Annotated in this window: 14 protein-coding genes; 5 read left to right on the plus strand and 9 right to left on the minus strand. The window is 64.7% G+C overall.

Annotation, left to right across the window (positions count from 1 at the left end; translation table 11 throughout):
• Window positions 1-42: 42 nt before the first annotated feature.
• Window positions 43-882 (plus strand): outer membrane protein assembly factor BamD, encoded by an 840-nt coding sequence (locus L5014_RS10555; RefSeq protein WP_420800051.1) that lies wholly within the window; start codon window positions 43-45, stop codon window positions 880-882.
• Between the two features lie 115 nt (window positions 883-997).
• On the opposite strand, the gene rlmD is transcribed toward L5014_RS10555, so the two are convergent.
• Complete coding sequence (rlmD, locus tag L5014_RS10560) at window positions 998-2,440, minus strand: 23S rRNA (uracil(1939)-C(5))-methyltransferase RlmD (RefSeq protein ID WP_420800054.1); 1,443 nt, start codon at window positions 2,438-2,440, stop codon at window positions 998-1,000.
• Between the two features lie 321 nt (window positions 2,441-2,761).
• Here rlmD and L5014_RS10565 point away from each other — a divergent pair, with 321 nt between their 5' ends.
• The 3 genes from L5014_RS10565 to L5014_RS10575 all read left to right on the plus strand — a co-directional run bounded on the left by L5014_RS10565 (window position 2,762) and on the right by L5014_RS10575 (window position 4,435).
• On the plus strand, window positions 2,762-2,968 hold the full coding sequence (locus L5014_RS10565) for a hypothetical protein (protein ID WP_238463572.1): 207 nt from the start codon (window positions 2,762-2,764) through the stop codon (window positions 2,966-2,968).
• Between the two features lie 134 nt (window positions 2,969-3,102).
• Window positions 3,103-3,450: a hypothetical protein gene (locus L5014_RS10570; RefSeq protein WP_238463573.1), complete on the plus strand. Its 348-nt coding sequence runs from the start codon at window positions 3,103-3,105 to the stop codon at window positions 3,448-3,450.
• 85 nt (window positions 3,451-3,535) lie between these two features.
• Window positions 3,536-4,435 (plus strand): endonuclease/exonuclease/phosphatase family protein, encoded by a 900-nt coding sequence (locus L5014_RS10575; protein WP_238463574.1) that lies wholly within the window; start codon window positions 3,536-3,538, stop codon window positions 4,433-4,435.
• A 51-nt stretch (window positions 4,436-4,486) separates the two neighbouring features.
• Here the strand turns inward: L5014_RS10575 and L5014_RS10580 are convergent, their stop codons facing one another.
• From L5014_RS10580 to surE, 5 genes are read right to left on the minus strand one after another with little or no spacing between them, the layout of a single operon-like run.
• Window positions 4,487-5,266, minus strand: a complete 780-nt coding sequence (locus L5014_RS10580) for a 3'-5' exonuclease (protein WP_238463575.1) — start codon at window positions 5,264-5,266, stop codon at window positions 4,487-4,489.
• 32 nt (window positions 5,267-5,298) lie between these two features.
• Entirely contained in the window at window positions 5,299-6,381 is a 1,083-nt protein-coding gene (rpoS, locus tag L5014_RS10585) for an RNA polymerase sigma factor RpoS (protein ID WP_238463576.1), read from the minus strand.
• 12 nt (window positions 6,382-6,393) lie between these two features.
• Entirely contained in the window at window positions 6,394-7,269 is an 876-nt protein-coding gene (locus tag L5014_RS10590) for a peptidoglycan DD-metalloendopeptidase family protein (protein WP_238463712.1), read from the minus strand.
• A 5-nt stretch (window positions 7,270-7,274) separates the two neighbouring features.
• The gene (locus L5014_RS10595) at window positions 7,275-8,372 is read right to left on the minus strand and encodes a protein-L-isoaspartate(D-aspartate) O-methyltransferase (protein ID WP_238463577.1); all 1,098 of its coding nucleotides are present in this window, start codon (window positions 8,370-8,372) and stop codon (window positions 7,275-7,277) included.
• On the minus strand, window positions 8,369-9,130 hold the full coding sequence (gene surE / locus L5014_RS10600; protein ID WP_238463578.1) for a 5'/3'-nucleotidase SurE: 762 nt from the start codon (window positions 9,128-9,130) through the stop codon (window positions 8,369-8,371). Before surE ends, L5014_RS10595 begins: the two co-directional genes overlap by 4 nt.
• A gap of 327 nt (window positions 9,131-9,457) precedes the next feature.
• Between surE and L5014_RS10605 the strand changes: the two genes are divergently transcribed.
• Window positions 9,458-10,429: an NADPH:quinone oxidoreductase family protein gene (locus L5014_RS10605; RefSeq protein ID WP_238463579.1), complete on the plus strand. Its 972-nt coding sequence runs from the start codon at window positions 9,458-9,460 to the stop codon at window positions 10,427-10,429.
• Between the two features lie 110 nt (window positions 10,430-10,539).
• Here the strand turns inward: L5014_RS10605 and L5014_RS10610 are convergent, their stop codons facing one another.
• The 3 genes from L5014_RS10610 to L5014_RS10620 form a co-directional block, all read right to left on the minus strand.
• The gene (locus L5014_RS10610; protein ID WP_420800055.1) at window positions 10,540-11,847 is read right to left on the minus strand and encodes a CaiB/BaiF CoA transferase family protein; all 1,308 of its coding nucleotides are present in this window, start codon (window positions 11,845-11,847) and stop codon (window positions 10,540-10,542) included.
• A 150-nt stretch (window positions 11,848-11,997) separates the two neighbouring features.
• On the minus strand, window positions 11,998-12,594 hold the full coding sequence (gene recR / locus L5014_RS10615) for a recombination mediator RecR (protein ID WP_238463581.1): 597 nt from the start codon (window positions 12,592-12,594) through the stop codon (window positions 11,998-12,000).
• Window positions 12,595-12,804: 210 nt separating this feature from the next.
• Window positions 12,805-13,131, minus strand: a complete 327-nt coding sequence (locus tag L5014_RS10620; RefSeq protein ID WP_238463582.1) for a YbaB/EbfC family nucleoid-associated protein — start codon at window positions 13,129-13,131, stop codon at window positions 12,805-12,807.
• Window positions 13,132-13,202: the final 71 nt, after the last annotated feature.

Consider the following 13,202-nt stretch of genomic DNA (forward strand, 5'->3'; position numbering starts at 1 on the left):
ACGATTACGAAACTGGCCCAAGATGCAGTGGCCCGAAACGCAATGCGCGCGGCGCGAGCGCAAACGCTCGGCAAGATCGGCAACGTCATTCGCATTGCCGCCTGCGGCGCCGCGCTCGCCGTGGTCGCAGCCTGCCACGGCCTGCCGCAAAAAACCGACGAAACGGCAACGTGGAACAACAACAAATTATATACGGAGGCCCAGGACGCGCTCTCCGGCGGCGACTGGGGCAAGTGCGCGAAATACTTCGAGCAGCTCGAAGGCCGCGACCCGTTCGGCCGCTTCGCCCAGCAGGCGCAAATCAATGTCGCCTACTGCAGCTGGAAGGATAACGAGAACGACGCAGCCGACCAGGCCATCAACCGTTTCATCCAGTTGCACCCCGACCATCCGGACATCGCCTACGCGTACTATCTGAAGGGCATGATCCACTTCAACGACGATCTGGGTCTGTTCGGCCGCTTCTCCGGCCAGGACATGAGCGAGCGCGATCCGAAGTCGCTGCGCGAGTCGTATGACGCGTTCAAGGTCGTCGTGGACAAGTTCCCGCAGAGCAAGTACGCGCCGGACGCAGCGCAGCGCATGCGCTATATCGTGAACGCACTCGCTTCGCACGAAGTGCATGCGGCCGACTACTACTACCGCCGCGGCGCCTATGTGGCGGCAATCAACCGCGCGCAGCTTGCGATTCAGGACTACAAGAGCGCGCCGGCAATCGAAGACGCGCTGCACATCATGGTCCTCTCGTATCAGAAGCTCAACGAGCCGCAGCTCGCCGAAGATACCCGCCGCGTGCTCGCCGCCACGTTCCCGGACAGCCCGTACATCACGGGCCACGCGCGCGCCGGCAAGGACGAGAAGGCATGGTGGCAGATCTGGTAATCGCCGCTTCTGCACAATCGACCCGATAAAAAAATCGCCACGGAGATCCGTGGCGATTTTTTTGCCCAGCCGTCGAGCGGCCGGGGCAAGCGCGCGCCGCGCTTGCCGTCTTCGCTCAATCGCGCTCGAACAGCGCGATCGACTCGACGTGCGACGTGTGCGGGAACATGTTGACCACGCCTGCACCCTTGAGCCGATAGCCGGCTTCGTTCACGAGCACGCCCGCGTCGCGCGCGAGCGTTGCCGGACTGCACGACACATAGACGATACGCCTGGGCAACGGACCTTCCCCGCTCTGTGCGATCTCGGCCAGCGCCTGCGACACCGCAAGGGCGCCTTCGCGCGGCGGATCGATCAGGAACTTGTCGAAGGCACCGAGCGCGCGCATGTCGTCGGCAGTGACTTCGAACAGATTGCGGCACGCGAACGACGTATGGCCGTCCACGCCATTGGCGCGTGCGTTCTCGAGCGCCCGCGCCGTCAGCGTGTCGCTGCCCTCGATGCCCACCACCTCGCGCGCGAGACGCGCGAGCGGCAGCGTGAAGTTGCCGATGCCGCAGAACAGGTCGAGCACGCGGTCGCCCGCCTCGGGCGCGAGCAGGCGCAGCGCGCGGCCAACGAGCACGCGGTTGATCTGGTGATTGACCTGGGTGAAATCCGTCGGCTTGAACGGCATGCGGATATCGAACTCGGGCAGCGTGTAGTCAAGCGCCTTGTCGAGCGGATAAAACGGAAACACCGTGTCCGGGCCCTTGGGCTGTAGCCAGAACTGCACGTTGTGCTCGTCGGCGAAAGCGCGCAGGAGCTCCTCGTCGGCGGCGGTGAGCGGCTCGAGAATGCGCAGCACGAGCGCCGTCACGCTCGACCCGACGGCGAGCTCGATCTGCGGCATGCGATCGCAAATCGACAGCGCCTCGACCAACAGGCGCAGCGGCACGAGCATGGCCGACACGTTGGGCGGTAGCACCTCGCAACTCGTCATGTCGGCGACATAACTGCTCTTGCGTTCGTGGAAGCCCACCAGCACGCCGCCCTTCTTCGGCACATTGCGCACGGTCAGACGCGCACGATAGCGATAGCCCCACGACGGCCCGTGAATCGGCCGGAACATCGTTTCCGCGCGCACCTTCGAGAGATGCATGAGATTGTCTTCGAGCACGCGCTGCTTGACGGCGATCTGGGCGCGCACGTCCAGATGCTGCATCGAACAGCCTCCGCAGGTGCCGAAGAACTGGCACTGGGGCCGCGTGCGGATCGCGCTCTCGCGCAGCACGCTCACGACCTGGGCCTGCTCGAAGGTCGGCTTCTTGCGGTAGCTCAAATAGGTGACGCGCTCGCCCGGCAACGCGCCCTCGACGAAGATCACTTTGCCGGGTTCGCCCGTTTCGGTGACGGTGCGTCCTACGCCACGCGCCTCCATGTCGAGGGACTCGATTTCCAGAATCGGGGCATGAGCAACCGACGCTTCCATGGCAGCGCGCTTCTCGGCGCGGCGTTCGCGCTTGCTGCGCTTTTTCGCGGGCGCAGACGTGGGCGCAGCGGCGGATTCGGCGTGGATGACAGTTTCGGCACGGCCAGTTTCGGCACGGCCAGTTCCGGCTTGGGGGTCGGGGGCAGCTTGAGACACCAGCGGGTTCCTGACAGACAGTGAGGGGAATTTTTCGGGCGAAGGCGAGATTGTAGTCGATTCGGCGTCGGCTTCCCTACGCGCGCCTTGGTGCAGCCCGTTCATGGTGGCGCCCAAGCGCTTTGCCGAGCGATCGGAGCCCGCGCATTCCACCCGTGCGCTTTCCAATTAGTCCGATATTCGACGCCTGCTCCCCTCAGTACGATGTTGCTCGCGACGTGCCATATGAGGACGTCGGCCGAGACCTACATCATGGACACACTCATCTCCGCTCACGGCTTTGTGATTCCGCTGGCCATGCTTTGCGCCGCGGTCATTCTGCTCGCCCCCTTTCTGGAAGCACCGCCTCGCCGCACCGTCGCGCAACGCCGATCGTATGCCGTCGTCGCAATCATGGTAGGCAGCCCGCTGCTGATGGTCGGGCTTCTCTACCTTGTCGTTCGCTTCCTGTTCGATTGAATGGCCTGCCGAGCGGCCAGGATGCTTTGGATTTGCTTTGGATTCCCTGGTACGTTGATTTGAGATAAGTCCGATAGGAAGTTTCGCTGCACGCGCGTACAGATAGCGCACCCATCATGATCTTCGGGTTTGAAATGAACAAACTGCTTTATGCGACGCTTGTCGCGTCCCTCCTCGGTGTGAGCGCCTGCTCGTCGCCGACGCCCACGCCCGACGTGGCGATGTCCTATGTCACGCAAGGCATGACACAAACCGATGTCGTCAAGCGCATCGGCCCGCCCGACCGCGTACTGGGCGAAAACGGCAATGAATGCTTCCAGTATGCGCTCGGCAAATACGGAAACGTGCCCTTCGCCGTGTATTTCAAGCAGCGCGGCGTGGCGGCGACCGCCCGCGCGAAATGCGACCTGGCGCAGGTGCGCGCGGCAGCCGGGCCGGCCGTGACCTATCATTCATCCGAATACGCGGTAACGCGCCGATAACCTACTCGTGGCCTGCTCCCCTCGCGGAGCCGCCCCGGAGCCCGGCGCTATTCGCCGCTCAACGTGGCGTGAGTCGGAGCAAGTCATGAGACTCGTTAGCTGGAACGTGCAGTGGGGGCGCGACGCCTCGGGCACCGTAGATCTCGCGCAAACGGTGCGCGAAGCGCGCCGCCTCACAGACTTCGACGTCCTGTGCCTGCAGGAAGTCACCCGGGGCTTTCGCGCGCTGCCGGGCAGCCCCGGCGACGACCAGTTCGCCGAGCTGGCAGCGCTTCTGCCAGGCTTCACGGTCATCGAGGCAATTGGGGCCGATCTGGGTATCGACGTATATGCCGATCCGGTTGCCGCGCCCCGGACAGGACACGCGCCGCGCCGGCAGTTCGGCAATGCGGTTGCCACACGCCTGCCCGTCGCCCAGGTGTTCCGCCATCTGCTGCCTTGGCCCGCCGATCCCGCCGCACCGTCGATGCAGCGCGTCGCGCTCGAAGCGGTGCTCGACGTGACCGGCGCAAGCTCGTCGGGAGGCGCATTGCGCGTGCTCGTGACTCATCTGGAGTTCTATTCCGAGCGACAGCGGCTCGCCCAAGTCGATGCGCTTCGGCAACTGCAGCAGGAAGCTGCCGCCCACGCGGCGCGCCCGGCCCCTGCGGAAAATGCCGAAGGGCCGTTCGCCTATAGCGCGCGTCCGGTGAGCGCCATCGTCTCAGGAGATTTCAATAGCGCTTTCGGCAGCGCCGCTTACACGCGCATGCTCGAGCCGCTTGCCGGCAGTCCGGCGTTCATCGATGCGTGGACGACGCTCCATCCCGGCGCGACACCGCCACCCACGGCGGGTGTCTACGATACGGAGCAATGGTCCGACGGGCCGCTCACCTGCGACTTCGTGTTCGTGACCGAGGATTTGCGCAATCGGCTCAAGCGCTGCGAGATCGACGGCATCACCCAGGCGTCCGACCATCAGCCTGTCGTGATGGAGCTGGACTGACGGCTCGCCGGGCGCCAGGCGTACCTGCAAGAGCAGGCGCCGCCCCGATGTTCACTGGCCGAACGCTTCCAGATATTCCTTCCAGTGCTGCGCGGGCTCGGCCGCGAGCGACTGCTTCACCAACTCGATCTCATCGTCGTATTCGCGCTCGGTGAAGCCGCCGCGCATCATCTGGAAGCGGCAATACAGCAGGTACGTGTTGACCACGTCGGTTTCGCAGTAATTGCGAATTTCTTCGATGTGGCCCTGCTGGAACGCCGTCCACACTTGTCCACCGTCCATCCCGAGCTTGCCCGGAAAGCCGCACAGCTTCGCGAGCGCATCGAGCGGCGCGCTGGCGCGCGGCTGATACATCGCGAGCACATCCATCAGATCGGTGTGGCGCGAGTGGTAGCGGCTGATGTAGTTGTTCCACTTGAAGTCGCGGTCCTCCTCGCCCATTTCCCAGTAGCGCACCGCGCGAATGCCGTGCACCAGCGCCCGATAGTGCAGCGCCGGCAGATCGAAGCCACCGCCGTTCCATGAGACGAGCTGCGGCGTGTACTTCTCGATGGTGCGATAGAACGAGTCGATCAGCTTCGCCTCGCCGTCCTCGGGCGTGCCGAGCGAGCGCACGCGAAAACCCTGGCCGTCGCGGAACACGCACGAAATCGCGGCCACACGCTGCAAATGATGCGGCAGGAAATCGCTGCCGGTTTTCTCGCGACGCGCGGCAAACGCGCGCTCGGCCACTTCGGCATCGGTGAGCGTAGCGGGCAGATCTTCGAGACGGCGAATGCCGTCGACATCGGGAATCGTCTCGATGTCGAATACGAGTACAGGAACTGTCATTCAGGTTGAACTGCGAGGTGAGCAGCGAGGTTTTATAGAACAGCGTCCTTGCGCACGCCGTTCGAGGCGAAAAAGCGCTTGAGGCGCACCAGCGCTTCCTGCTGGATCTGCCGCACGCGCTCGCGGGTGAGGCCCATTTCGTCGGCCAGCTCTTCGAGCGTGGCGGGCTCGATATGGTTCAGTCCGAAGCGCCGTTCGATGACATGGCGATGCTTGTCCGAGAGCCTGCCGAGCCAGGCGCGCGTGAGCGTTTCCAGTTCGCGATGCTGCACTTCGGCATCGGGCGACTGGCTCTGGTCGTCGGACAGCAGATCAAGCAGACTGCTCGCCGGATCGAGATCGAGCGGCGCATCGAGCGAGGCGGTGTGCTCGTTGAGCGCGAGGATGTCGGTGACTTCCTCGGTGGTCTTGCCCGTGAGATAGGCGATGTCGTCGATGCTCGCGTCGCGCCGGTCGGACGCGGAATCGGCGTTCAGCGAATTCTTCTCCAGATGGCGTTTGGCGCGCAGCACCTGGTTGAGTTCGCGGATCACGTGCACCGGCAGGCGCACCGTGCGCGCCTGGTTCATGATCGCGCGCTCGATGCTCTGGCGGATCCACCAGGTGGCATAGGTCGAAAAGCGGAAACCGCGCGTGGGATCGAACTTCTCGATCGCGTGCATCAGGCCGAGGTTGCCCTCTTCAATCAAATCGAGCAGCGGCACGCCACGGTTCAGATAGCCCTTTGCAATGCTGACGACGAGGCGCAGATTGCGCTCGATCATCACCTGCCGCGCCTCGAATTCGCCAGCCTTGGCCAGACGCGAATAGCGCTGCTCTTCCTCGACGGTGAGCAGCGGCTTCACGCTGATCCGGTTCAGATAATGCTGGATGGTGTCGGCCGTGAGCTCGGCCTGCAGGATTGCGCGGAAGTCGTCCGCATCGGACGGCGCCTCCGCGGCCTCCTCGTTTTCGCGGCCGCCCTCTTCGGACGCGGACTCGGATTCCCGCTCGTCGAGCTCGCGTGCGTTCTCGAGCTCTTCGTCGTCGCCCTGCCGAGCGCTGTCCTCCACCGAAACCTGGGCGGCTTGACTGTCAGACTCGGACTGCTGCAGACGGCGCTTCGATTTCGGCATAGTCGGCTCGCATTATTGCGGCGGCAAATACTTCAGTGGGTCGACGGGCTTGCCCTGGCGGCGTACTTCGAAATGCAGCATCACGCGGTCAGAATCAGTATTACCCATCTCGGCGATTTTCTGACCCTTCGTGACCGCATCTCCTTCTTTTACCATCAAAGTCCGGTTGTGTGCATACGCTGTCAAAAACGTCGCGTCATGCTTGATGATAATGAGATTGCCGTAACCGCGCAGCCCATTTCCGGAATAAACCACCCGCCCTTCCGCAGCCGCCTTGACCGGTTCACCAGCGGCACCGCCGATATTGATGCCCTTGTTCTTCGAGTCGTCGAAGCGGTTGAGCACCGGACCACGTACCGGCCACGCAAGCGCGAGACTGCCAGGCGCCGCGGCCATGTCACCACCGCTCGCCTGCGGCGGCACGGTGGCCGCTGGCGGTGTTGCCGCTCCCGAGCCGTATATCGGCGGCATCGCGGCCTGCGCGCCCGGCGCTGCGCCTGGCGCGGGAACGACGCCCGGCGTACCGGCAGTAGCATTGCTCGCGCCCGGCGGCACGACGCGCAGCAACTGATCCACCTCAATCTGATTCGGATTGGTGAGATTGTTCCACGCGGCGATATCGCGGAAGCTCTGACCGTTTTCGAGCGCAATCCTATAGAGAGTGTCGCCCGGCTTCACCCGGTAGTATCCCGGAGGCGGCGGTCCGAGCGGCACCGCCGGCTGTGCGCCCACCGTCCCGAGCGGCGCGGTGCGGTCGACGACAGGTGCGTTGTCGAGACGCGTCGCACAGGCCGTCAGCAGGCAGAGCGCGATAACCGAGGCACCATTACGGGCCGCAGTCAGGTCGATATTCAAGCGTTTTCTTTGCATCGCGCGCAACATACTCATCGGTTTCAAATAACTCCGGATTTTAAGGGGACAAAGAAAACGCGATCAAGCCGCGACTCCCGCCACTGCGCAGGCCCCGTGCGCTCCACAAGCGTGAGCACCTGGGTCGCCTCGTCCTGCTCCGCGACCGGGGCGACGAGCCGTCCGCCGATGGCGAGTTGTTCGAGCAGCGCCTGCGGTACGTCGAAGCCGGCGGCGGCGATCACGATCGCGTCGAACGGCGCCGCCGACGGCAAGCCGAGCCGTCCGTCGCCGTAATGCAAGCGGATGTTCGGGATGCGCAGCGGGCGCAGGTTCGTCTTTGCGCGCTCGTATAACGGCTTGATGCGTTCAATCGAATACACGTCGCGTGCAATCCGGCTCAGCACGGCGGCCTGATAGCCGCAGCCCGTGCCGATTTCGAGCACGCGCTCGAGGTTGCGGCCCGCACCCGCGAGTTCGAGCATGCGGGCAACGACCGAGGGCTTCGAGATGGTCTGGTGATGGCCAATCGGCAACGCCGCATCTTCGTAGGCCTGAGTCGCGAGGCCCGGGTCGACGAACATGTGGCGCGGCACGCCCGCGAGCGCCTGGAGCACACGCGGATCTGAAATGCCATTCGCACGCAGGCGTTCGACCATGCGCTCGCGAACCCGTTCCGAGGTCAGCGCATGCGCGCCGTTCAGCGCGACGCCTGGTGCGCCCGCACTGGGCGCAACGCCCGTGCGCGCGTTCGCTGCGGGCCGCGCCTGAGCGCTTTTGGGCGCTAACGTTGTAGCAGCAAAAAAAGACGATGCGGAGCGCAGCCCCGGTTCGTTGCGGCGCACATCGGGCTTGCGCGCGGGCGACGCCGCAGTGTGCAGCGCGCCAGGCGCTTTGGCGGGTTGAATGCTGCCCGCGCTGTGCGCGCCAGCCACCGCCTTCATGCCCGCGCTTTTCGCCGGTGCAGCTTTCGCTATGGGCTTGACCGCCGGCTTCGATACACCTGGCTGGCCTGCGCGCCCGAGCGGCGTGCGCGCCTCGCCCGGACGTCCGTCGTGGCGATCCTGGCCGTCATGGCGCCGCGGTTCGCGTACGAGATCCGCGAGGCCGAGCGGAAAACGCTTCGTGCGTTCGCCCGTCATGAAGCGCTGCCGCCCTGACGCAACCAATCGTGCGTCGCTGGCAACATCTGCGTATGCGTCAGGTCGAGTTGCAGCGGCGTAATCGACACGTGACCGTGCAACACCGCATGAAAATCCGTGCCCTCGCTCGCGTCGCGCGCGTGGCCGGCGGGGCCGATCCAGTAGATCGGCTCGCCGCGCGGATTGGTCTCGCGGATCACGGGTTGCGAGGGATGGCGTTTGCCCAGACGCGTGACGCGCCATTCGCCGAGTTCGTCGTACGGCAGATTCGGAATGTTGACGTTCAGCAGCGGGTTGCCCGGCAGCGGATGCGCAAGATAATGCGCAACGACGTCAGCCGCCACGCGCGCGGCGGAGTCGAGGTGTACCCAGTCTTTGTCGACGAGCGAGAATGCAATGGCCGGCACGCCGAACATGATGCCTTCGGTAGCTGCTGCGACCGTGCCCGAATACAGCGTGTCCTCACCCATGTTCTGACCGTTGTTGATGCCGGACACCACGAGATCGGGCTTCTGATCGAGCATGCCCGTGAGCGCGATATGCACCGAATCGGTGGGCGTGCCGTTGACGTAGTAGAAGCCCGTGCTCGCCGAGCGCAGCACCGAGAGCGGGCGCCACAGCGTAAGCGAGTTCGAAGCGGCGCTGCAGTTCTGCTCGGGCGCCATTACCGTGACCTCGCCAAGCGGCTTGAGCGCTTCGTAGAGCGCGGCCAGGCCGGGCGCGAGATAACCGTCGTCGTTGCTGATCAGGATTCGCATCCGCCGATTGTAACCGAGGAAAGAAGGCAGGCGAACGACAGACCGGTATGCGCCGCGCCGCCGCGCGCGTCCCCGCACGACCCCATCCGTGACGCATTCCGGCGTGCGCCGGAAATCTCGCTCTCGGCGCTTTTGGCCCATGCTTTTAGCGGACGTTTCGTGCCCTTTCCGCCTTCTCGCGCGAGACCCGCACTTGATCCGAGCCTTCCCGAAATACTAAACGCACGGTCGTTCGTATATCGCCGGATTGCCGTACACTGTGACGCTGAGCCAGGCCCATAACCGACCTACCCCTATCCGGAATCTGCCCGGAAGACAGGAGACACGATGCGCGCAATCCGCTGCAACCAGTACGGCCCGCCCGAAACGCTCACTCTCGAAGACCTGCCCGCGCTCGTGCCGGGCGCGGGCCAGGTGGTGATCGACGTGAAGGCGGCCGCGGTCAATTTCCCGGACGTCCTGATCATCGAGAACAAGTATCAGGTCAAGCCGCCGCTACCTTTCACGCCCGGCGCCGAAGTCGCGGGCATCGTGCGCGCCGCTGGCGAGGGCGTGAAGCTTGCGCCCGGCACGCGCGTGGTCGCCTACGTGGGTAACGGCGGATTTGCGGAGCAGGCGCTTGCCGATGCCTCTGCGTGCGTGCCGCTGCCCGAAGGCGCCGACTTCGCCACTTCGGCCGCCTTCACGCTCGCTTACGGCACCTCGCATCACGCCGTGGTCGACCGCGCCGCGCTGCGTGCCGGCGAAACGATGCTCGTGCTCGGCGCGGCGGGCGGCGTGGGTCTGGCCGCGGTGGAGATCGGCAAGGTGCTCGGCGCACGCGTGATCGCCGCGGCATCGAGCGACGAGAAGCTCGAGGTCTGCCTCCGCTTCGGCGCCGACGCCACCATCAATTACAGCACCGAGGACCTGCGCGAGCGCGTCAAGGCGCTCACCGACGGCAAGGGCCCCGATGTGATCTACGACCCGGTCGGCGGCGTCTATGCCGAGCCGGCATTTCGCAGCATCGGCTGGCGCGGCCGCTATCTCGTGGTCGGCTTCGCCAACGGCGAGATTCCGAAGCTGCCGCTGAACCTCGCGCTGCTCAAGGGCGCGAGCATCGTCGGCGTATTCTGGGGCGACTTCGCACGCCGCGAGCCGCAGCACAACGCGGCGGCCTTCGCGCAGATGGTGGGCTGGATTGGCGAAGGCAAGCTCAAGCCCTATGTCTCGAAGCGCTACAAGCTAGCCGACACCGCGCAGGCGCTCAAGGACATGGCCTCGCGTAAGGTCACGGGCAAGATCGTGATCGAGCCCTGAGCGGCAAGCCGCCGCTCTATGCTCGTAAACCTTTGCGCTTGAAAACGAGAAAAAGGCTCGCGCACCGCGAGCCTTTTCACATTTTCAGCGCCGCAACAATACGTGTGCAGCTAGACGATTTGTTGCGCGTGCAACTGTGCGATGCGTTGCGCATCGTAACCGAGCGAGCGCAAGACTTCGTCGGTATGCTCGCCCAGTTCGGGGCCGAGCCAGCGCGTGTCGCCGGGCGTCGCCGAGAGCTTGGGCGTGACCGCGGGCAGCGCGATATCGACGCCCTCGCCCTCCTGCGCGTCCTTCTTCTGCCAGCGGAACTGCTGGATCATCTGGCGCGCCGCGAACTGCGGATCGGTGAACATGTCGGCCACCGAGTAAATGCGGCCCACGGGCACATCGGCGGCGTTGAGCACGTCGAGCGCCTCGTCGATGGTGCGCGTCGCGAGCCACGCCGCGATGGCGCCGTCGATCTCCTCGGTACGCGGCACGCGGCCGTCGTTGTGCGCGAGGCCGGGATCGTTGGCGAGGTCGTCGCGCGCGATCGCCGTCATGAGGCGCTTGAAGATCGGATCGCTATTGCCGCCGATCACGATGCTCCCGTCACGGCACGGATACGTATTCGACGGCACGATCCCCGGCAGCGAGGCGCCGGTGCGCTCGCGCACCATGCCGTACACGCCGTACTCGGGCACCACGCTCTCCATCATGTTGAACACGGCCTCGTAGAGCGCAACATCGACGATCTGGCCGCTGCCGCCGTTCATGTTGCGATGATGGAGCGCCATCATCGCCCCGATCACGCCATGCAGCGCCGCGATCGAATCGCCGATCGAGATGCCGATGCGCGGCGGCGGCAGTTCGGGATAGCCGGTGATATGGCGCAGGCCGCCCATCGACTCGGCAATGGCGCCGAAGCCCGGACGGTCGCGATACGGGCCGGTCTGGCCGTACCCCGAGAGCCGCACCATCACGAGCCCCGGGTTTTCCTTCGAGAGCACGTCGTAGCCAAGCCCGAGCTTTTCGAGCAGGCCGGGCCGGAAGTTCTCGATGACGATGTCGGCTTCTTTCGCAAGTCGGCGCACGATCTCCTTGCCCTCTTCGGCTTTGAGATTGATCGTCACCGACTTCTTGTTGCGCGCCTGCACCGCCCACCAGAGCGAAGTGCCGCCCACTTCCGGGTGGAGCTTGCGCCACTTGCGCAGCGGATCGCCGCCCTTGGGGTCTTCGATCTTGATGACCTCGGCGCCGAATTCGCCGAGAAAGCGCGCAGCGAACGGACCCGCGATCAGCGTGCCGAGCTCGAGCACTTTCACGCCGGCGAGCGGACCAGCGGCCTTTTCGCTGCCGGCCGCGTGGTTCGCGGCCTGGTTCGTCGTTGCGCTTGCCTTTGCGTTTGCTTTTTCGTTTGCCTTTGCGTTTGCCATTCCGCTTTGCTTGCCGGGTTCAGGGAAAGGGGCTGCGTTCATGGGTCTCCTTTCATGTTCTTCGAAGCTGCTCGCCGTGGTGCGCGTCCTGCGCGCCGCTATCGGGCGGCCAGGCTCGGCGCCACCAGGCAGTGCGGCGCTACATCGGCGCTACATCGAGCGCCGGTCGAGCATTGCGCGCGCGATGGTGCCCGCGTCGACATACTCCAGCTCGCCGCCCACCGGCACGCCGCGCGCCAGGCGCGTGACGCTCAGACCGCGAGCCTTGAGCGTCTGGCCGAGATAATGCGCGGTCGCCTCGCCTTCATTCGTGAAATTGGTTGCCAGCACAACTTCCTTGACGACACCATCTGTGGCGCGCTTCACGAGGCGATCGAAATGAATCTCTTTCGGGCCGATGCCGTCGAGTGGACTCAGATGGCCCATCAGCACGAAATACAGCCCGCGATAAGTCATGGTCTGCTCGAGCATGATCTGGTCAGCGGGCGTCTCCACGACACACAGGAGCGTGGGATCGCGCTCTTCGTCGAGACATGTTTCGCATACCTGAGCTTCGGTGAAGGTGTTGCACTTCTCGCAATGCTTCAGATGGTCCGTCGCGAACAGCAGCGCACGGCCGAGCTTTTCAGCGCCGTCGCGGTCGTGCTGCATCAGGTGATAGGCCATGCGCTGCGCCGACTTCGGCCCGACACCGGGCAACACGCGCAGCGCTTCGATGAGCGCCGCCAGGGCGGAAGGTTGTTTCATGCGGATTCAGCGTGGCAATGCATGATCGAGCGCGGCCGGATACAGCCGAGTCTGGCCGAATTTGGTCAAATGTAGCCGCATGTAGCGAATACACGCGCGCGCAAGCGGCACGCGCTCAGGCACGCTCGACATCGGATACATGCGCGGCGGCCGTGGAGGCCGGCGCGCACGAAGCTGCGCGCAGCCGCCGGGCCGCGCGGTGCGCCTGCTTTAAAACGGCATCTTGAAGCCCGGCGGCAGCGGCAGACCGGCGGTCATGCCGCTCATCTTCTCCTGCGACGTGGCCTCGGCCTTGCGCACGGCGTCGTTGAACGCAGCCGCGACGAGGTCTTCGAGCATGTCCTTGTCGTCGGCGAGCAGGCTCGGATCGATCGACACACGGCGTACGTCGTTGCGACACGTCATCGTGACCTTGACGAGACCGGCGCCCGCCTGCCCTTCGACTTCAATCTGGGCAAGCTGCTCCTGCATCTTCTTCATGTTTTCCTGCATCTGCTGGGCTTGCTTCATGAGCCCGCCGAGTTGACCTTTCAACATTTCACTGCTCCTTCTGGATCATGTGTGATTCGTAGGTGATGCGTTTCGCACGCGCGGTGCCCGGAGCGCCG

The organism is Paraburkholderia tagetis (assembly GCF_022213065.1).
Taxonomy (GTDB): domain Bacteria; phylum Pseudomonadota; class Gammaproteobacteria; order Burkholderiales; family Burkholderiaceae; genus Paraburkholderia; species Paraburkholderia tagetis.